This is a genomic window from Streptomyces roseofulvus (assembly GCF_039534915.1).
GTDB classification, from domain to species: Bacteria; Actinomycetota; Actinomycetes; order Streptomycetales; family Streptomycetaceae; genus Streptomyces; species Streptomyces roseofulvus.
Map to the genome: position 1 here is coordinate 4,319,537 of NZ_BAAAWE010000001.1, position 18,746 is coordinate 4,338,282.

Annotated in this window: 16 protein-coding genes and 1 pseudogene; 4 read left to right on the forward strand and 13 right to left on the reverse strand. The window is 71.6% G+C overall.

Annotated elements, in window-relative coordinates:
* Positions 1-35 precede the first annotated feature (35 nt).
* The 12 genes and pseudogenes from ABFY03_RS19905 to ABFY03_RS19960 form a co-directional block, all read right to left on the reverse strand.
* Positions 36-1,058 carry a hypothetical protein gene (locus ABFY03_RS19905; protein WP_346170496.1) on the reverse strand — a complete coding sequence of 341 codons (1,023 nt, stop codon included), beginning with the start codon at positions 1,056-1,058 and terminating at the stop codon, positions 36-38.
* A 114-nt stretch (positions 1,059-1,172) separates the two neighbouring features.
* Complete coding sequence (locus ABFY03_RS19910; protein WP_346170497.1) at positions 1,173-2,153, reverse strand: 3-oxoacyl-ACP synthase III family protein; 981 nt, start codon at positions 2,151-2,153, stop codon at positions 1,173-1,175.
* A gap of 110 nt (positions 2,154-2,263) precedes the next feature.
* Positions 2,264-3,439 carry a hydroxymethylglutaryl-CoA synthase gene (locus ABFY03_RS19915; protein ID WP_319011697.1) on the reverse strand — a complete coding sequence of 392 codons (1,176 nt, stop codon included), beginning with the start codon at positions 3,437-3,439 and terminating at the stop codon, positions 2,264-2,266.
* 2 nt (positions 3,440-3,441) lie between these two features.
* The gene (locus ABFY03_RS19920; RefSeq protein WP_319011698.1) at positions 3,442-4,503 is read right to left on the reverse strand and encodes a hydroxymethylglutaryl-CoA reductase; all 1,062 of its coding nucleotides are present in this window, start codon (positions 4,501-4,503) and stop codon (positions 3,442-3,444) included.
* Complete coding sequence (fni, locus tag ABFY03_RS19925) at positions 4,500-5,591, reverse strand: type 2 isopentenyl-diphosphate Delta-isomerase (protein ID WP_319011699.1); 1,092 nt, start codon at positions 5,589-5,591, stop codon at positions 4,500-4,502. Before fni ends, ABFY03_RS19920 begins: the two co-directional genes overlap by 4 nt.
* Complete coding sequence (locus ABFY03_RS19930; RefSeq protein WP_346170498.1) at positions 5,588-6,715, reverse strand: phosphomevalonate kinase; 1,128 nt, start codon at positions 6,713-6,715, stop codon at positions 5,588-5,590. Before ABFY03_RS19930 ends, fni begins: the two co-directional genes overlap by 4 nt.
* Positions 6,712-7,764, reverse strand: coding sequence for a diphosphomevalonate decarboxylase (mvaD, locus tag ABFY03_RS19935; RefSeq protein WP_346170499.1), 1,053 nt, complete (start codon positions 7,762-7,764; stop codon positions 6,712-6,714). Before mvaD ends, ABFY03_RS19930 begins: the two co-directional genes overlap by 4 nt.
* Positions 7,757-8,788 (reverse strand): mevalonate kinase, encoded by a 1,032-nt coding sequence (gene mvk, locus ABFY03_RS19940; protein WP_319011702.1) that lies wholly within the window; start codon positions 8,786-8,788, stop codon positions 7,757-7,759. The genes mvaD and mvk overlap by 8 nt, the downstream gene beginning before the upstream one ends.
* A gap of 65 nt (positions 8,789-8,853) precedes the next feature.
* Complete coding sequence (locus tag ABFY03_RS19945; RefSeq protein WP_319011703.1) at positions 8,854-9,936, reverse strand: polyprenyl synthetase family protein; 1,083 nt, start codon at positions 9,934-9,936, stop codon at positions 8,854-8,856.
* Between the two features lie 75 nt (positions 9,937-10,011).
* Positions 10,012-10,885 (reverse strand): annotated as a pseudogene (locus tag ABFY03_RS19950) (ent-pimara-9(11),15-diene synthase).
* 40 nt (positions 10,886-10,925) lie between these two features.
* On the reverse strand, positions 10,926-12,461 hold the full coding sequence (locus ABFY03_RS19955; protein WP_346170501.1) for an ent-copalyl diphosphate synthase: 1,536 nt from the start codon (positions 12,459-12,461) through the stop codon (positions 10,926-10,928).
* Positions 12,462-12,468: 7 nt separating this feature from the next.
* A complete protein-coding gene (locus ABFY03_RS19960) occupies positions 12,469-13,857 on the reverse strand; it encodes a cytochrome P450 (RefSeq protein ID WP_346170502.1) in 1,389 nt (462 codons plus the stop codon).
* A gap of 346 nt (positions 13,858-14,203) precedes the next feature.
* On the opposite strand from ABFY03_RS19960, the gene ABFY03_RS19965 reads away from it, so the two are divergent.
* Positions 14,204-14,854 (forward strand): GNAT family N-acetyltransferase, encoded by a 651-nt coding sequence (locus ABFY03_RS19965; RefSeq protein WP_346170503.1) that lies wholly within the window; start codon positions 14,204-14,206, stop codon positions 14,852-14,854.
* On the opposite strand, the gene ABFY03_RS19970 is transcribed toward ABFY03_RS19965, so the two are convergent.
* Positions 14,832-15,755: an alpha/beta hydrolase gene (locus tag ABFY03_RS19970; RefSeq protein ID WP_319011708.1), complete on the reverse strand. Its 924-nt coding sequence runs from the start codon at positions 15,753-15,755 to the stop codon at positions 14,832-14,834. The genes ABFY03_RS19965 and ABFY03_RS19970 overlap by 23 nt on opposite strands.
* Before the next feature lie 224 nt (positions 15,756-15,979).
* Between ABFY03_RS19970 and ABFY03_RS19975 the strand changes: the two genes are divergently transcribed.
* From ABFY03_RS19975 to ABFY03_RS19985, 3 genes are all read left to right on the forward strand, one after another.
* Positions 15,980-16,201, forward strand: a complete 222-nt coding sequence (locus tag ABFY03_RS19975; RefSeq protein ID WP_319011709.1) for an MbtH family protein — start codon at positions 15,980-15,982, stop codon at positions 16,199-16,201.
* The gene (locus ABFY03_RS19980) at positions 16,198-16,707 is read left to right on the forward strand and encodes a winged helix-turn-helix domain-containing protein (RefSeq protein WP_319011710.1); all 510 of its coding nucleotides are present in this window, start codon (positions 16,198-16,200) and stop codon (positions 16,705-16,707) included. The genes ABFY03_RS19975 and ABFY03_RS19980 overlap by 4 nt, the downstream gene beginning before the upstream one ends.
* A gap of 205 nt (positions 16,708-16,912) precedes the next feature.
* Positions 16,913-18,739, forward strand: a complete 1,827-nt coding sequence (locus ABFY03_RS19985) for a non-ribosomal peptide synthetase (protein ID WP_346170504.1) — start codon at positions 16,913-16,915, stop codon at positions 18,737-18,739.
* Positions 18,740-18,746 lie beyond the last annotated feature (7 nt).

Here is an 18,746-nt window from a genome sequence, read left to right on the forward strand (position 1 = left end):
CCCCATCTCCCCGCAGAGTGACGCGAGCTTCCGTATTAGCGCACTGCCTGGATATCCGTGTGAACCCGGATGGGCAGCTGCGAACCGCAGTCGTGATAGCCGAAGGGCGCGTTCCCGGACGCCGTGGACGGAATCACCTTGTTGTAGATGGAGCCGAGGCACAGCTCCTGGAACTGCTCGGTGTCCGCCGAGAGCCGGGCGGCCAGCTGGGACTTGGCGATGTCGACGGTCTTGACCGCGCCGTCGTCGTCCTCGACCTCGACGCACGCGTGCGGCAGGTCGAGGGCCCCGCCCAGCACCCCGCAGAACCAGCCCCGCTTCGCCTCGGCCCGGTAGCCGGCCGCGCGAAAGCTCTCGGCCAGGTGCAGACTCGCCGCGATGCAGCTGGTGGCGCCCATGGCGTGCACCCGATCCGGGTGCGCCTGCATGGGGACGGGAATCATCTGCCAGCGGTAGCCGGCGTCCAGGTATTCGCCGGTCAGCCGCCGCAGCACGGGTGAGACCACCGGGGTCCGGGCGCCGGTCGTCGTCACCGTCGCCGTGAACCCCGCCGACCCCCGGCTCACCGAGGGCCGCGTGACGCCGGCGACGCTCCCGCCGAAGCGGAGGACGTCCGGCTCCTCCAGGCGCCAGGGAGCCTCCTCCGGGCAGTCGACGCATTCCAGCGAGACCCGGAAGTCCCACTCCTTGGCGCGCAGGAGGTCGTCCACCGGCCGCCGGGCGAAACGGAACAGCAGGCGGAAAGTCAGCTCCGGCTGCGTCTTACCGCTGTCCGAGTACATGCCGAGGTTGTACAGATCGTTGGCGTCGAAACAGCGCACCCCGGATCGCCGCTCGAACGGAAGCCCCGCGTCGATGAGCCTGTCGATCTCTTCCGGCTCGCAGCGCAGCATTTCCTGGGCCACGGATTCCGGCTGGTCCCTGACGGAGAACTCGGCGGGTATGAACTCGATGGAGTTCGCCACCTTCTCCCAGGCGACACCTTCGGTTGCAGTAGGACGCGACACAGTCAATCCCCCCGAACAGAACGACCGCGCCGACGGCTTGGCGTCCGTCATCAAAGACGCGAGGTCACGGTGAATCTGCGGACAGCCTGACAGTAACGGCCGGGCGATCCCGTACAACAGATCGGTTCTCCACGGAACCCTATGGATTTCACATGCCGACTTCTCTCACCACTCGACCAGCGCGAATCCCGCCGCCATGCCGCCCCCGAAGCCCGCCATGAGGATCAGATCGCCGGGGGTGAAGGCGCCGGCGCGGGCGGCCGAGTCCAGGGTGATCGGGAGCGAGGCGGCTCCCGTGTTGCCGTAGTGCGTCAGCGTGCGGTGCATGGTCGCGCGCGGGAGGTCCAGGCCGGCGAAGACGCTGTCCAGCATGACGCCGTTGGCCTGGTGCGGCACGAAGTGGGCGATGTCGTCGGGCGTGACACCGCAGTCGTGCAGGAACCCCTTGACCAGCCGCGGCAGATGGTCGCCGACGAAGTCCCGCACGCCTCGCCCGTCCATCGTGAAGTACTGGAGCCCCTCGTCGAGGACCGTCTCGTCCACGGGCATGCGACTGCCGCCGGCGGGCACCTCGATGAGCCCCGACAGGTCGCCGAACGAGTGCAGCGCGACGTGCCGGACACGGGGTCCCTGACCGCCGGACGCGCCCAGGACCACGGCTCCGGCGCCGTCCCCGAAGAGGATCACGGTCCTGCGGTCGGCCCGGTTCAGGATGCGCGAGTACACGTCGGCGCCGATGACCAGCGCGTGGCCGCCGGTGCGGCCGAGGACGCCCTCGGCCGCGGACAGCGCGAACACCGTGCCGGAGCAGACCGCGTTGACGTCGAACGCGGCCGCGCCGGTCGCTCCGAGCCGCTGCTGGACGTAGGCGGCGGTGGGCGGCTGCGGCCGGTCGGGCGTGGACGTGGCGACCACGATCACGGACAGGTCCTCGGCGGTGAGGCCGGCCGACCGCAGCGCGGCACGTCCCGCGGCGGCGGCCAGGTCCGAGGTGGCCTCGTCGCCGGCGGCCCATCGCCGCTCCCGGATGCCGGTCTTGGCGGTGATCCACGCGTCGTCGACCCCGGCCGCCGCGGCGACCTCGTCATTGGACACGACGCGCTCCGGCACATAGGCACCCGTACCGAGGATTCTGACGTCGGTCATACGGCTGCCCTCCCCTCAAGTGGTGTGGACAACGATGTCTGAAGAACTGGGTACGGCCGGGGCGGGGGCGGCCGCGGAGGCCGCCCCCGCACCCACGGGACCGGAGGTGTCTAGCGCGTCTGGTAGATGCGCTTGTGACCGCTGAGGCCGGCCAGGCGGAAGGGCCCGGTGGTCTGCCGCGGGGTGAGGTGCTCGCCGCCGTCGGACGGGAAGGACCGCTCGTGCAGCTCCCGGTAGCGGGCGTGGTCGACCGGCTCGCGCCGGGCTATCGCCGCCAGGTTCGCCTCGGTCCGCAGGTGCTCCCGGTAGCCCGGGGCGACGGTGCCGGCGAAGAACTCGGCCACGCTGCCGGAGCCGTAGCTGAGGAAGCCGATGGGCTGGTCGGTCAGGTCGTCCGCCTGGTCGAGCAGCGCGGCGAGGGCGAGGTACACCGAGGCGGTGTAGCTGTTGCCGATGGTGGCGTTGTAGGCCACGGTCTGCCCGATGGCCTTCTCGATGGCCGCCTTGTCGGTCTCGTGGCCCGTGTGGTGGAGCAGGTGGTGGTGGGCCTTGTAGGCCATCTTCGTGAACGGCTGGTGGTAGCAGAACGCGGCGAACTCCTCGAGCGCGCGTCCGCCCTGCTCGCCGTAGTCCTTCCAGCTGCTCGCGACGGCCTGCAGGTACGCCTGGACGGACTCCTGCCCGTCGACCAGCGCGGTGGTGAGGTAGTTCGGCCGCCAGAAGTCCATGACGTCGGCCGTGAACAGTCCCGAGGGGTTCTCGATGCGGACCAGGGCGGGGTCGGCGGCGACCAGCATGGCCACCGCGGCGGCGCCCTGGGTCGCCTCGCCGGGGCTGTCCAGCTCGTACCGGGACACGTCGCTCGCGATCACGAGGACCTGCTGGTCCGGGTCGCGTCGCACGAGCCCGATGGCGAACTGCAGGGCGGCCGTGGCCCCGTAGCACGCCTGCTTCAGTTCGACGACGCGGCAGGCCGACGACAGGCCGAGCAGGGAGTGCACGTACACGCCCGCCGACTTCGCCTGGTCGATCGAGGACTCCGTCGCGAAGACCACCGTGCGGATCCGGTCGGAACCGTGCCGGGCGATGATCGGGGCCGCGGCGGTGGCGCCGAGCGTCACGATGTCCTCGTCCGCGGCGGGCACGCTCATCGACCGCTGGCCGATGCCGATGTGGTACTTGCCGATCTCGGTGCCGTTGTACGCGGCGAGTGCCTCGTGCGACAGGACGTACTCGGTCGTCGCGAACGACAGATCGTGGATTCCGAAGGAGGAGTTGCTGGACATGTTCAGACACCGACCTTTGCTGTCGTGTTGTCGCGCTCCAGGGCCACGTGCGCGCGCATGAGTTCGCCGGGATTGGTCTGCGCCGCGAGCAGGGAGAGCTCGCCGCAGAGGACGGTCGCCGCCGCGAAGACGGCGAGCCGGCGCGCGTTCTCGCCGGGGGCGCGGTCCTCGCGGCAGCCGAGGCGGTTCAGGTTCGTCTCCACGAACTCCAGGCCCTTGCCGTTGCCCACGGTGCCGACGATCAGGTTGGGCAGGTTGCAGGAGAAGTAGAGGTCGCCGTCGCGGTCCTCGGCCAGGGTGACGCCCTGGGAGCCCTCGACGATGTTGGCCGCGTCCTGGCCGGTGGCCAGGTAGAACCCGAGCAGCATGTTGGCGTAGTGGGCGTTGGCCGAGCGGATGCCGCCGGCCAGCAGGGTGCCGAGCAGGTTCTTGCGGATGTTCAGTTCGACGATCTTGGCGGCGGTGGTGTGCAGGGTGCGTTCCACCACGGCCCGGGGGACGAGCAGTTCCGTGACCACGTTCTTGCCGCGGCCCAGGATGCCGTTGATCGCGGTCGCCTTCTTGTCCGTGCAGTAGTTGCCGGAGATCGATCCGTAGGAGATGCCCGGAACGGTCTGCAGCAGGTGCGTCAGCAGGGTGTCGGAGGCGAGCGTGGCCATGTTGTGGCCGGAGGCGTCGCCGGTGCTGAACTCGAACCGGATGAACAGCAGGTTGCCCGCGATCTCGTGCCGGACCTGGAGCAGTTCGGCGAACCGGCTGCAGGTGCGGACCACGGCGCGCAGTTCCTCGATCCGCGCCTCGATGGTGCGGGCGGCCGTGTACGCGGTCTGGGCGTCGGTCGCCTCGACGAGCACCGAGCGGGTCATGCGCTCGTCGACGAGGGTGGCGACGATGCCCTGCTCGGTGAGCATGGACACCTTCGCGCCGCGGCCCACGGAGGGCCACAGCGGCGTCTCGTAGGTGGCGAGGGGGACATGGGTCTCGGTGGTGGCGACGTTCCCGGAGATGCGAAGGGGGCCGACCCACTTCATGGGAACCCTGGCAACGGCGTGCGTTTCGGTCATCGTGCTCTTCCCGTCGAATCGTGGAGGGGGTCGGCCGATCGGGAACGCCGGGCGAGTCGCCCGGTGTCGATGTCCCGGTCGGCGCAGAAGGAACGGAGGGTGCCGGTGATCAGCAGGTCCTTGCTCGCGAGGTCGGCGGGGGTGCGCGCGCCGAGCATGGTCTGCAGGGCCGCGAGCTGGTCCAGCCAGTTCGTGATCTGCGCGATCAGCGCCTCGACCCCGCCGTCGAGCAGGGTGCGCAGGAACACCCCGGAGGCCCCGACGCCGGAGGCGCCCAGGGCCAGGGCGCGGGCGACGTCGAGGGGGTGGCGGACGCCGCCGGACGCGAGCACGGGGAGGCCCGCGCCCTGGGCGTCCAGGAGGCAGGCGGCGGTGGACTGCCCCCAGTCGTGGAGGAAGGCGTAGTCGCCGAGCGGGCGCCGGCCGTTCTCGATGCGGGCGAAGTCGGTGCCGCCCCGGCCGCCGACGTCCGCCACGCGGACCCCCAGCTGCCGCAGCGTCAGGACGGTCTCGCGGCTCAGGCCGTTGCCGACCTCCTTGACGATCACGGGCAGGTCGACGGCCGCCGTGATCTTCTCGATCTGCGAGACCCAGGATCCGAAGGACCGGTCGCCCTCCGGCATCGCCGTCTCCTGCGCCGTGTTGACGTGGATCTGCAGGGCGTCGGCCTCCAGCAGGTCGATGGCGCGCCGGGTGTCGGCGACCGATGCCGTCGCGTTCACGTTGGCCATGACGAACCCGTGGGGGTTCTCCCGGCGCAGGACACGGAAGGTGTCGGCGCAGGTGGGGTCCTTGAGGTACGCGTGCACCGAGCCCGACGCGATGGCCACCCCGGTCTCGCGGGCGGCCGTCGCCAGGTCCCGGTTGATGGCGCCGGTCTTGGCGGTGCCGCCGGTCATCGCGTTGATGTAGAGCGGCACCTGCCAGGAGATCCCGGCGAAGGCGGTGTCCAGGGACACCTGCGGCCGGTCGATGCCGGCCAGGGCGTGGTGGACGAACGACACCTCGTCGAACTGGTTGATCCCACCACGGCCGTCCTGCTGCTCGATGGCGAGCCGGACGTGGTCGTCCTTGCGCTGAGCGCTCATTCCTCGATCCCTTCCGGGGCGGGCCGGAGCGGCAGGGGCAGCACCCCGGCCGCGGCCCACCGTTGCCGTACCTGCGAGATGTCGTGCGTGGCCTCGGCGTCGAGCAGGGCTATGCCGCAGTCGCCGCCGCCCGCCCCGGACGGTTTGGCGGCGCCGCCGGCGGCCTCGGCGACCGCGCACAGCGCGGTCAGCTCCGGCGTGAAGATGCCGAGCCCGACCTCGTCGTCGAGCCGGGCCAGCTCCTGCCGGGCGCGGCGGATCTGACGCAGCAGGCCCGGGGCGTCGCCGGCGTCGAGGGCGGTGATCGCCGCGCGTACGAGGTCGGTGGAGGTCTCCACGAACGCGCGGTGCGAGGCGGTGCCGCGCCAGGTCCGGCGGTGCAGCCCGGACACGAGCGAGGAGGTCGAGGCCGGGGTGCCGGTCCAGCCGACCTCGAGGGTGAGGCCGCGCGGGGCCGGAAGCCTTCGGACCGAGTGCCCCGGCCAGGGCGTGCGCAGCGCCTCCTCGACGCCGTGGCGGCGGGCGAGGTCGTGCACGAAGGCCCGGTCGGGTGCCTGGTACGCGATCCAGCCGCCCCAGGTGCTGGCGGCGAGGTCGCCGCCGGAGCCCTTGGGGTCGATCCCGGCCGAGGTGATCACGGCCAGCCGGTACCGGGCGTCGAGCGAGAGGTCCAGGCCGCACAGGGACGTGAGGGCGTCGATCGTGGCCACCGTCACCGCACCGCTCGACCCCAGGCCGTACTTGCGGCCGCCGTCGTGCAGCCCGCTGCTGATCGAGAGGGTCAGCCCGGGCAGCGGCAGGCCGCGTTCGGCCAGCAGCCGTCGTACGGTCTCGACCGCCGACACCACGTGCTCCAGCGCGCCGCGCGCGCCGCTCGCGTCGGAGTCCCCGTTCGGCGCGCCGAGGGGGTGGAGCCGGCCGTCGAGCCATCGCCAGGTCACCGCTCGGGGGACGAGATCGGAGGAGATCACGACGTCGGCCCCGTCGGCGACGGCGGCCGTGACCGTGATCTCCCGGTCCACGGCCACCAGGACGGCCGGGGTGCCGGGCTCCACCACCGCGTACTCGCCCGCGACGAACAGCTTGCCGGGCGCGCTGCGGACGACCGTTCGCCCCGAGGTCATCGTCCGCTCTCGTCCACCAGGCGGGCGCCCTGCCCCGGCCCGGCGATGTGCACGGTGCCGCCGGCGGCGGCGGCGCGCACGGCCTCGGCGACCCGCTCGGCGTCCGTGCGGCGGCAGAGCACCTTGACGTTCGGTCCGGCGTCCATGGTCGCGTAGGCCGAGACGCCGTCGCGCCGGAGCTCCAGCACGCTGTCGAGGACGGTGAGCGTGGCGGGCGAGAGGTAGCGCACCGCGGGGCGCGCGCCGAGCATGGTCGCGTGCATGCCGAGGGCGTTGCGCTCGGCGATCTCCCCCACCGCGTCGAGGTCGGCGCGCAGCAGCGCCGCCCGCATCTCGGTGAGGTCGTCCCGGCTCGACGCGGCCCAGGGCTCGAAGAGGGGGGAGGTCTCGACCGTGCGGCGCATGGCCGCGCGGCTGGACACCTCCTTGGGGCCCGCGTTGACCACCGCGATGACCAGCGCGGGGTCGAGGTCGCCGGCCACGACCGGCTCGGCGTAGGAGCTGAGGTCGGCCTCGGCGGGCGGCGCCGTGGGGGTGCCGGCGTGCCAGACGGCGAAGCCGCCGAAGATCGACCGCGAGGCCGAGCCGGAGCCGCGCCGGGCCAGCCGGGAGAGACCGGCGTCGTCGAGGCCGAGTCCGTACGCGGCGGCGGCGGCGACGGCGAGCGCGGCGAACCCGCCGGCGGAGGACGCCAGGCCCGCCCCGGTGGGGACGGTGTTGCGGGTGTCGACGACGGCCCGGTGCGTGAGCCTGCTCCGCCGGCGCACCAGGTCGAGGAAGGCGGCGATGCGCCGCCGTTCCTCGCCCGACGCGGGCGAGCCGTTGAAGGTCACCTCGTCGTCCGCGGCCTCGGCGTCGAGCCGGACGCTGGTGGTCGTGGGGAAGATGTCCAGGGTCATCGACAGGCTGCTGGTCCAGGGGAGGTGGAGGCGCTCGTCGCGCTTCCCCCAGTACTTGATCAGCGCGATGTTCGGGTGCGCGACGGCGGTGGCCCCGTCCGCGGCCGTCCGTTCCCGCGTGCGGAGCGCGGTGGTCTGGTGCTCAGGCATGAGTGACGAGCCTCCTCAGGGGGACGATCCACGTCTGTGCGGCGCCCGCTTCGTGCAGCCGCTGGGTGACCTCTCGCGCCCGCTCGGGCTGGGTCAGCGCGAGGACGCAGCCGCCCAGTCCGCCGCCGGTGATCTTGGCGCCGAGGCTGCCCGCGGCGAGCGCGGCACCGACCATCGCCTCGATCCGGTCGGTGCTCAGCCCGCCGTCGCGGAGCAGTCCGTGGTACTCCGTCATCAGGGAGCCGAGCGCGGCCGGCTCGCCGGCGGCGAGGGCGGCCACGGCCTCGCGCGTCAGGTCGGACGCCTGGCGCACGAACCTCTCCTGCGTTCCGGCGTGGCGCCGGAAACTCTCCCGGAGCTTGTCGACCGCTTCCTTGGTGCTGCCGACGGTGCCGCTGTCCGCGACGACGAACAGCGCGTCGCAGCCGACGTCCGGCGTGCGGGCCTCGCCCGCCTGGAACAGCAGCGGGGCGGTCGCGCCGACGGTGACGGCGTCGACGCCGCTGGCCTTGCCGTGCATCACGTTCTCGGCGGTCTGCACCAGCTCGAACGTCGTCCGCTCCGAGACCTCGCGGCCGCAGAGGTCGAACAGGGCGAGGACGACGGCACGGGCGCAGGCCGCGCTGGAGCCGAGTCCCCTGCCGAGCGGGATGGAACCGTCGATGATCACGTCGAGGTGCCGGGCGTCGTCGATGCCCATGGACGCCCGGAAGTCGGTGGTCAGCCGGCGCAGCCCCTCGGACGCCTGCGTCTCGACCTGCTTCCAGGCCGATCCGGTCATCGTGAAGGAGACGCCGGCCGGTTCCCCACCACGGGTGGAGAACCCGGCGCTGGCGGTGATCGACAGCTGCGGAACGGGCAGGGCGAGCGCCGGGGCGCCGTACACGACCGCGTGCTCCCCCAGCAGGATGAGCTTGGCGTGGGCGCGGCCGGTGCCGACCGAGCGAGCGGGGCGGCCTTCCGCCGTCCCCGCCATCGAGGCCGGTGGAGCCGGCGTCAGCAGCTCCCCTTGTCGAGATTTCATTGAGATCGCGTCATCCAGACTTCTAGGAAGGAATGAGACGGTGGTGACCCGCGCCGACGTGGTGCTCAGGTGCTCCTGAGCGTGGTGGTGGTGATGAAGGTGTCGAGGGTCTTCCTGACCTCTTCCGGGAACGGGGCCTCGTCCAGGACCCGCCGGGCCCGCTGCACCCGGTCGGTGATCATCTGCTCGACCTTGTCGGCGGCGCCCGTGGCCCGGAGGAGCCCGCGGACCGTCTCGGCACCCGCTTCGTCCAGGTCCGGGTCGCCGACCAGGGACTTCAGCACCCGCGCCTGCTCGGCGTCGGCGGCGTGGAGGGCGTGGGCCATCAGGGCCGTCGCCTTGCCCTCCCGCAGGTCGTCCAGGGTCGACTTGCCGGTCTTGGACGGGTCGCCGAAGACGCCGAGCAGGTCGTCGCGGAGCTGGAAGGCCTCTCCGATCGGAAGCGCGTAGGCGGTGCAGACGTCCAGCAGGGACTGGTCCGCGCCGGCGAGGGCCGCGCCGATGTGCAGCGGGCGCTCCACGGTGTACTTGGCCGTCTTGTAGCGGATGACCGCCAGCGACCGCTCGACGTCCGCGTTCGGCTTCCCGGTGGCCAGCAGATCCCGGTACTGGCCGATCATCACCTCGGTGCGCATGGCGTCCAGCAGCGGGCGGGCGGCGGCCAGCTGCCGCTGCTCGAGGCCGCTGGAGTACAGCAGCTCGTCCGACCACACCATGACCAGGTCGCCGAGCAGGATCGCGCTGTTGACGCCGAACCGCTCGGCGCTCGCTTCGTCCGCGCCGGACTCCAGCGCGCGGTGGAGGGTCGGACGGCCGCGCCGGGTGTCGGAGCCGTCCATCACGTCGTCGTGGATGAGGGTGAAGGCGTGGAAGAGTTCGAGCGAGGCCGCCGCGCCGATGACCGGCTCCGTCGGGCCCTGTCCGCGCGCCGCGTGCCAGCCCACCATGCACAGGAGGGGCCGTATGCGCTTGCCGCCCGCGGTCAGGAAGCCGCGCAGGTGCTCGATGAGCGAGACCAGGTGGACATCCGCGTCCCTGAGGCACTTGTCGTCGAGGAAGGCGTTCAGCCGCTCGTCGATCAGGCCGCGCAGATGAACGGAGTCCAGGGCATCGGCTCCCAGCTCGCTCAGGCTGGTGGTGGGGCTCATGTGTCGTTGCTCCTGTTCGTCAAGACCGGGTGGGCCGCGTCAGTGAGGGTGTGACACGGGAGGGAGACCGCGGGTTCACGTGGGGGAGGGCCCGGTGAGATCCCGGTCGGATCCCCATCCGCGGAAGTCGGCGCCGCTGTAGAAGGTGATCGACCAGTCGAGCAGGCGGAGCAGCTCGACGGCGGGCGGGAACCCGGCCGCCACCAGCGGTTCGAGCTGCTCCTGCGCCGCGCGGGAACGCCGGTCGAGTTCCTCCTGGACCCAGGCGGGCGTGGTGTCGTACATCAGGATGTTGTTCTGACCGGGCTCGGCCCGCTCCCGCTCGAAGGTGGCCAGGTCGTTGGAGAGGCGCACGGCGACCTCGATCGCCTCCAGGGCGCTGTCCAGGGCCGACAGGTGGTCGAGGAGGTCGTCCCGGTCGCTGGTCGCCCAGCGCGGGAAGTGGGTGATCCACGCGTTGGAGCTGGCGGCGTACGTGAGGTACTCCTGCGGATCGGAAGGGCCCTCGCCGAGGTCCCTGGCCAGGCCCGCGGTCCAGTCGTACCGCTCGCCGCGCAGGGCCTCGGCGAACCGGTCGCCCCACAGGCCGGCCAGCTTCGGGTAGTGCGGAGCGCGCTCCAGATCGGACTGCCAGTCCGACAGGGAGGCCAGCAGGGGGTGGCTGTCGTCCCGGTCGCCGCCCCGGACGACGGCCTCGCAGCGGCCGAACAGGTCGTCGAGTTCGTCGAGGCTCCGGACGTTCTGCTCGACGTGGTCGTCCAGGGCGTAGGCCCACACGTACATCCGGGCCGCCGGCAGGAGTTCCTTGGCGCCGCGCCACGGGCTGATCGCCGCGGTGGAGATCGCCAGGGCCTCGATCGGCGTGGGCCCGAGGACCTGCGGGTACTCCGCCGTCCAGGACCGCAGATCGGCCAGGACCTTCAGCGCCAGCACGGTGACGGGCACGCACTGCGCCGCGGAGGGGAGGGCGAGGTCGCCCAGGGGCCGGGTCACGCGCCTGCCTCCTGCTCGGAGTCGGCCAGGTGCCGCGTCGCGGCCAGGGTGGCGAGGATCTCGGCGCGGATGACCCGGACCGGGGTGTACAGGTCCTTGTCGTGCCACAGCGGAGTGTCCTCGCGCCCGTCCGCGACATGGGCCGTCAGGAACGCCCTGCCCGCCCGGATCGCCTCCAGGGACCGGCGGTCGGGGGCGGCCTGGTGGTTCAGCACCTGAAGGGCGTAGGCGGTCTCCTCGCCGGTGCCCTCCCAGCGCCCCCACGACCCGTCGGCGTGCTGGGTGTCGAGCACCCAGCGGACGGCGGCGTCCAGGGCCGCGGACGCGCGCGGCCCGTCCAGGCGGGCCATGGCGGCGGCGCCGCAGGCGGTCGCGTAGTACGGGGAGGCGTGCCACTTGTCCATCCAGCGGCCGTCCGGCTCCTGCTGGTCGACCAGCCAGTCGCCGACCCGCTCGACGGCGCCGTCGACCCGCGTGTCGCCCTGTCCGCGGCGGTCCGCCAGCGCGATCAGGATGTGCGCGTTGGTCGAGGTGGAAGGGGTGCGTTCGTTCGGGAAGCAGGTGAAGTACAGGCCGGTGTCGTACTCCCACAGGCAGTCGACCGACTCCGGCTTCCCGAGGAGGTCGAGGGCGTGCAGGGCGGCGGACGTGTCGTCGGAGTCGGACGGGAGACCCGGGCCGGCGCCGAGTCCGTCCGTGCCCAGCGCGGTCCGGAGCGTGTCCGCGACCTGGGCGGGGATGTCCACGTCCAGGCCGGAGCCGGCCAACGCGGCCACCACCCAGGCCAGTTCGAAGTAGGTGATCGAGGTGATGCCCGAGACCGGGCCGCCGTGCCGCGCCTGGGTCCGGTGCAGGTACTCCAGGGACGCCTTCACGGCGTCCGTGTGCGGCGGTTCGCCCAGCCAGGCGGCGGTGGCGGCGGGGGAGGCACCCACCGCCCCGCCCGTCGGCGTCACCGTGTCGGACCGCACGGCCGGGGCGCCGAGGGCCTCCAGCGAGTGCCAGGTCTTCTCCGGTATGGAGGTGTGCCGACGCAGCAGCTCGCGGATCTTGTCCAGCGTTCCCGTGTCGGCCTGGAGGTCCAGACGGGCGGGCAGGGCGCCCCGGTCGTCCATCCCGGAGAGCCGCTGGTCGATCTGCTCGATCAGCCAGGGAGCCAGCAGCTCCACGGCGATGGTGTCCGGGAGTTCGGCGTCTCGGGGGAACCGGTCGGCCAGCGCGGCCAGCCCCGACTCCACGGCCTTGGCGATCCGCGGCGCGTCCTGCGTACCGGCGACGGACAGCAGGGCGTCGACGGCGCTGAGCGTGGGCACCAGCCCGTAGGCCGCCGGCCCGCCCCACGTCCCGTCCTCGTGCTGCTGGGCCAGCAGGTACTCCACGCGCTGCTGATGGCCCTCCAGCCAGGGGGTGGACGCCACCATCCGCGCGGTCTCGTACACCGACGGCGAGGTGAGGCCGTAGGGATCGGCGATCATCTCGTCGACGATGTCCTGCGCCGCGCTGCGCAGGGCTGCGAAGGAGGTCTCGTTCATGATCCGGCTACCTCTGGTCTCGGAGATCGTTGGTCGTCGCACTCCGCACCGGTTCGTGCGGGCGTTCCCGGAGCCTCATCGGAAGAGGGCCCGTCTTGAGCGTGGCGCGGGCGATGGGCCGTAGCGGCCGGTCGCGGACCGGGGTCAGGTCCCAGCGGCCGGCGATCGCCGCGATGGCCAGCATCGCCTCGCTGATCGCGAACTGGTCGCCGATGCACTTCCTGCCGCCCGCGCCGAAGGGCACCACCGACCGACGTGCGACGTCGCTCATCGCGCCGGGCCGCCAGCGGTCCGGGTCGAAGCTCTCCGGCCGGGGGAACAGCGCCGGGTCGTGGTGCAGGATGTAGGGGCTGAGCAGGAAGGTGGTCCCCTCGGGGAACGTGTGCCCGCCGAGTTCGCAGGCCGTGCTGGTGGCCCGGGTGAACATCCACGCCGGCGGATAGAGCCGAAGGCTCTCCATGAGCACCTGCCGCGTGAACGTCAGCCCGGAGAGGTCCTCGAAGCGGGGCGTCCGGCCGCCGAGCGCGCCGTCGACCTCCTCCCGCAGGCGGGCGGCGACCTCGGGGTGCGTGCCGAGCAGCTGGAAGGTGAAGGCCAGCGCCGTCGCGGTGGTCTCCGATCCGGCGATCAGCAGGATCAGGACCTGGTCGAAGAGCTCCTGCGTGCCGAGCGGCTCCCCGGTGGTCTCGTCGCGCGCGTTCATCAGGCTCGCGAGCAGCCCGGGATCCTCGTCCTTCTTGCGCCGCACCTCGTCGATGATCTCCTCGGTGAGCTTGCGCATCTCCGCGATCGCGCGGGGGTACTGCCGGTTCGTCTTCGTGGGGACGAGCGGCAGGAGCCGCGCCGGGACGAACATGCGCAGGAAGAAGCCGTCCATGAGGATCGGCAGCCACTTCTCGACCTGGGTCACGAACGTGTGGTCCGCGGGCACCGAGAAGAGGGACCGGGTCGTGATGCGGAGGGTGAGCCGGGCCATCGCCTGGTCGATGTCGACGATCTCGCCCGACCGCCAGGAGCGCATCATGGCGTCCGTCTCGTCCGCCATCAGCTCGGCGTAGTGGCCGATGTGCCGGTGGTCGAACGACGGCTGCATCAGCGGGCGTTGCCGGCGGTGGTCGGCCCAGCGGCTGGTGACCAGGCCGTTTCCCACGGCCTCGCGGCCGCGGTCGTAGAACAGGCCGCCCTTGTCGTAGAGCCGGGTGTCCTTGAGTATCTGCCGGAACAGGGCGGGGTCGCACGGCACGTAGGCGTCACTCGGACCCATCCCGACCCGCACCAGGTCGCCGAGTGCCGGGAGTGACTTCAGGAATTCCAGCGGCTGTACGAGCAGAGGGAGGGCGTGGCCCGCGATCGGCAGGCTTCGAGGGGCTCTTCTGATGACAGGAAGCTCCGGCATGGCTCCAAGTACTCCAGAAGGGACGCCTCGCCCGACAGGGGAGCGGGCCCCCCGACCTGTCGCGCTTTCACCGCCTGTCGCGCTTGGCCGCACGGGCGCGACACCGGGCCGAAGCGCGACACCGGGGCGAAGCGCGACACGACGTCGAAGCGCGACACGTCGGTCCGGCCCGGGGTCTTGCCGGCCGGACCCCGGAGCCCCGCCAATGGGAGTGGTGCCCGCGCGGAGGCCGCTCCCGCCCGGCTCCGCTCGCGAGGGCCCACGGCGGGCTCCACGGCCCTCGCGGCCGGTCCGCAGGACGCCGTCGGTTCTCCCGAACCGGTTGAACGGCCCGGATATTCAGGCGATGATCGGGCCGAATCGAATTCCGATGGCTGATCGCGTCCTGGGGGTTGAAGTGAGCGATGTGACCGTGCGTCCCTTGGCTGCCGGCGAGTTTGAGCTCGCAGGTCGAATAGTGGGACTCGCCTTCGCCGACAATCCGAGCAATCTGGCCACCGTGGGCGGTGATCGGGAGAAGGCCATTCGGGCGATGGAACAGGGAACGCGCATCATCAAGCTCGAGAACAGTTCCCATCATGCGCTCGGCGCCGAACGGGAGGGTCGGCTCGTCGGCCTCATGAACGCCGTGGAATGGCCGCACTGCCAGATGACGCTGGGCGAGAAGCTCAAGTCGGCGCCCGTGATGATGCGGACGATCGGACGCAACATGCCCCGAGCCTTCAAGATCATGAGCTCGCGGGCCAAGCACGAGCCCCGCGAGCCCCACTGGCACCTCGGACCGCTCGCCGTCCACCCGGACGAGCAGGGGCGGGGTATCGGAACGACGCTGTTCAGGGCGTTCCTCGACAGGATCGACGAGCAGGGGGCCCCCGCCTTCCTTCAGGCGGACGTCGACCGCAACGTCGCGCTCTACCAGAAGTTCGGCTTCGAGGTCGTCTCCCGGGAGACGATCCTCGGCGTCGACACCCGCTTCATGTGGCGCGCGGCGCGCTGACCGACTTCAGCACCGCGTGCAGCTCGTCGACGACCAGCCGGCTGCACGCGGCCGCCGCGGGCACCATGTCCTGCATCAGGAAGTAGCCGTGGACCAGACCCGGCCCGGGGACGTGTCGTGCGGGGACGCCCGAGGCCGCCAGCTTCTCGGTCAGCTGTATTCCCTCGTCGCGGAGCGGGTCGAACTCCGCCGTGGCGAGCACCGTGGGCGGCAGGCCCCGCAGGTCGGCGTTGAGCAGGTCCACGGCGGGATCGCTCCGGCGCTCCGGGTCGGGGACGTACATCTCGTAGTTCCAGGCCATGTCCTCGACGCTCAGCAGATACCCCTCGGCGTGGTCGCAGGCCGCGGCGATCCGCAGGCTCGGATCCACCGGCGGGTACACCAGCAGCAGCGCGGCCAGCTCGGGGCCCCCGGTGTCGCGCGCGTCCATGGCGACGCCCAGCGACAGGGCGCCTCCCGCGCTGTCGCCGGCCACCACGTGCTCACGGCCCGGGAACGACGCGGCCGTCCAGCGGGTCGCGGCGACGGCGTCGCGCAGCGGCGTGGGGTAGGGGAACTCCGGCGGCCGCCGGTAGTCGGCGGAGACGACGACGGAGCCCAGTGACGACGCGAGCATCCGGCAGGCCCGGTCGTGGCTGTCGACGTCGCCCATCACCCATCCGCCGCCGTGCAGGAAGGTGATCACCCGGCCCTCGTCCGTCTCCGGGGTGTACACCCTGCACCGGATCGAGGATCCGTCCTCGGTGTCGATCACGTGGTCGGCGGAGGCGACGGACGCGCGCGGGGGTCCGTCCTCCCGGTGGGGGCGCACGGAGCTCGCCAGGTACCGCTCACGGGCCTGCTCGACCGTCAGGTCGCGGTCCGGAACCGGCGGCCCCCCGGCGCGCTGCCAGGCGATCAAGCTGCGGATAAAGCGGTCCAAAGGCATCGCGGGTCCCCTGTCGGCCGGTTCACGGAATCGATGATTGATGATAAATGGTTCGTTCTGGAAGAACCATGGTGAAGACGGCTCAAAAGGGAATGCGGATTGCACGGCGGCATATGAAGATTTAATGCTTCTCTGGTTCGGGACCCTGCTGTACCTTCGAGGCGTGTGGTTCCAGTTCGGGGGAGAGGGTTGCGCGCATGTTCAATCCATTCGAGGACGACAGCCGAGAATATCTGGCGCTATGCAATGACGAAGAGCAGTATTCACTCTGGCCGCACGGCTTAGAAATTCCCGCAGGCTGGCGAAAGGTGTACGGGCCGGCCGCCCGGGAAAACGTTCTCGACCTCATCGACCGGTCATGGACGGATATGCGGCCGAAGAGCCTGCGGGAAGCGAACGGGCAAGGAGACTGTCCGTGACCACCGAGGTGAAGAGCTGGGTGAGATTCGTCCGGTGGCCCGCCGAAAGCAAGATCCGTGAGGAATGCCGGGCACGACGCCGGCTGTGTCTCCTGGTCGTGGAGCACGGAGCTCCGCCGCCGGAACGGATCGGACTCTACGAGGACTGGGTGCGCCCGCCCATCGTCCCGGAGGATCTCCAGGCCCGGGTCAGCCAGTTGGAGGCCCGAGTCGTCCTCAACGAGAAGCCGGTGCTCGACCCGGCGGGCATCCTCTTCTTCCGTGACTCGTCCGTCACGCTCTCGATGCTCCAGTGCGAGATCCTGGCCCCGCTGATCTCCCGGTACTGCCAGGTGGTCTACCGCAACGAGCTGGGGAAGATCCTGGAGCAGTGCGGAGCCAGCGCGTCGAGCAACGCGATCGACCTGCACGTGCTCCGGCTGCGCCGCCGCCTGCAGCCCCTCGGCCTGACCCTGCGCAACGTCTGGGGACGCGGCTTCACCATCGAGCCGAACTGGCAGAACTAGCCGGACCGGCCGAGCCGGACGCATCCGTGGAGCCGGACGTCCCAGGTGAGCAGGACGCACCAGGTGAGTCAGCCGCATCGGCACGTCAGTCGCGTCAGTCGCATCAGTCGCATCAGTCGAACCAGCCGCGCAGGGGTGCCGGGCACCCCTGCGCGCACACCCATGTCCGTGGCGATCACGCCGGAAGCCCGCGTCGGAGGCGGAGTTGAGACTTCTCCCGGATTTCTTCGAGACCCGTGTCGCCGAGGTACCCGATGCTCCGTCGGTCCTCTTCGGTGACACCGTCGTCGACTACGCGGAGCTGAACGCCCGCGCCAACCGCCTCGCCAGACGGCTGATCGCGGCCGGCGTCGGCCCCGACCGCCTGGTCGCGATCGCCGTGCCGCGCTCGGTGCGGCTGATCGTCGCGGTGCTCGCCGTGCTGAAGGCCGGCGGCGCGTATCTCCCGCTCGACCCGTCCTACCCGGCCGAGCGGCTCACGCACATGGTCGTGGACGCCGAGCCGGTCATGCTGCTGCGCACCGAGGACGTCACCTCGCTGCGCCTGGACGTGCCCGAGATCGTGCTCGGCGACCCGTCCTTCGAGGCCGCCTGCGCGCAGGAGAGCGACGCCGACGTCACCCAGGACGAGCGCCTCGCACCGCTGCTCCCGGCCCACCTGATGTACGTCATCTACACCTCCGGTTCGACCGGCGTGCCCAAGGGCGTCGCGGTCTCCCACTCCGGCGTGGCCGATCTGGTCTCGACCCAGGCGAGGGTGTTCGGGGTCCGCCCCGGCGAGCGGGTGCTCCAGTGGGCCTCCTTCAGCTTCGACGCCTGGTTCTGGGACTTCACGCTGGCCCTGCTGAACGGCGGGGCCCTGGTCATGGCCGAGCAGCACGACCTGATGCCGGGGGAGTCGCTGCGCGAGACCATGCTGAGGCACAAGGTCGACCACGCGGTCATGCCGCCGGTGGCGCTGGGCATCACCGACAGCGAGGGGCTGCTGGTCGGCGGCACGATCACCTCCACCGGCGACGTCTGCACGAGGTCCCTGGCGGCGGAGTGGTCCAAGGGCAGGCGCCTCTACAACGGATACGGCCCGACCGAGGTGACCGTGGGCGCGTCGATCGGCGGGCCGATCGACGGCATCCAGGAGGAGGTGTCGATCGGGACGCCGTGGGACGGCGGCACGGTGTACGTGCTCGACGGGGAGCTGGGCGACCTGCGGGACGGCACGGACGGGGAGCTGTACCTGGCCGGCTCGGGTGTGGCCCGGGGCTACCTCAACCGCCCGAGCCTGACGGCTTCCCGCTTCGTCGCGGATCCGTACGGCCCGCCCGGCAGCAGGATGTACCGGTCGGGCGACCGGGGCCGGCGCGGCCCCGACGGCGAGCTGTTCTTCACCGGCCGGGTCGACAACCAGGTCAAGGTGCGCGGCTTCCGCGTCGAACTGGGCGAGGTCGAGACGCGGCTGGAGAGCCACCCGGCCGTGGAGATCGTCGTCGCGGTGGTGAGCGGCGAGGACGCCTCCTCCCAGCGCATCGTCGCCTACGTCAAGCCCTCGGCGCGCCACGAGGTGACGGAGGACCAGCTGCGCGAGCACGCCCGCAAGGCGCTGCCGGAGCACATGGTCCCGTCGGCCCTCGTCATGCTGGACCGGTTCCCGACCCTGCTGAACGGGAAGATCGACCGCCGCGAACTGGAGGAGCGGGCGGCGCTCGTCGCGCTCGACGCCCCGGCGTCCGCCCCGACGCCCGACGCCACGACGCCCGGCACGGCGGTCCCCGCGGACGGGGGCGAGGAGGGATCGTACGAGCGGATCCTCTGCGCGATGGTGAACGAGATCCTGAGGATCGGCCACGCGACGCCCGAGGACAACTTCTTCGACCTGGGCGGCCATTCGGTGCTCGCCGCGCAGCTGGCCCGGCGGGTGCGCTCGGAGCTCGGTGTGGCCGTGCCGATGCGCGACATGCTCACGGCAGCGACCATCGCGGAGCTGGCGAGCGTCGTCGAGCGGTCCGAGCGCACCGAGCGGGCCGAGCGCCCCTGATCCGGCC

Coding starts and splice junctions, on each gene's coding strand:
- ABFY03_RS19905 (WP_346170496.1), bottom strand. CDS start 1,058: ATGACGGACGCCAAGCCGTCGGCGCGGTCGTTCTGTTCGGGGGGATTG.
- ABFY03_RS19910 (WP_346170497.1), bottom strand. CDS start 2,153: ATGACCGACGTCAGAATCCTCGGTACGGGTGCCTATGTGCCGGAGCGC.
- ABFY03_RS19915 (WP_319011697.1), bottom strand. CDS start 3,439: ATGTCCAGCAACTCCTCCTTCGGAATCCACGATCTGTCGTTCGCGACG.
- ABFY03_RS19920 (WP_319011698.1), bottom strand. CDS start 4,503: ATGACCGAAACGCACGCCGTTGCCAGGGTTCCCATGAAGTGGGTCGGC.
- fni (WP_319011699.1), bottom strand. CDS start 5,591: ATGAGCGCTCAGCGCAAGGACGACCACGTCCGGCTCGCCATCGAGCAG.
- ABFY03_RS19930 (WP_346170498.1), bottom strand. CDS start 6,715: ATGACCTCGGGGCGAACGGTCGTCCGCAGCGCGCCCGGCAAGCTGTTC.
- mvaD (WP_346170499.1), bottom strand. CDS start 7,764: ATGCCTGAGCACCAGACCACCGCGCTCCGCACGCGGGAACGGACGGCC.
- mvk (WP_319011702.1), bottom strand. CDS start 8,788: ATGAAATCTCGACAAGGGGAGCTGCTGACGCCGGCTCCACCGGCCTCG.
- ABFY03_RS19945 (WP_319011703.1), bottom strand. CDS start 9,936: ATGAGCCCCACCACCAGCCTGAGCGAGCTGGGAGCCGATGCCCTGGAC.
- ABFY03_RS19955 (WP_346170501.1), bottom strand. CDS start 12,461: ATGAACGAGACCTCCTTCGCAGCCCTGCGCAGCGCGGCGCAGGACATC.
- ABFY03_RS19960 (WP_346170502.1), bottom strand. CDS start 13,857: ATGCCGGAGCTTCCTGTCATCAGAAGAGCCCCTCGAAGCCTGCCGATC.
- ABFY03_RS19965 (WP_346170503.1), top strand. CDS start 14,204: ATGATCGGGCCGAATCGAATTCCGATGGCTGATCGCGTCCTGGGGGTT.
- ABFY03_RS19975 (WP_319011709.1), top strand. CDS start 15,980: ATGTTCAATCCATTCGAGGACGACAGCCGAGAATATCTGGCGCTATGC.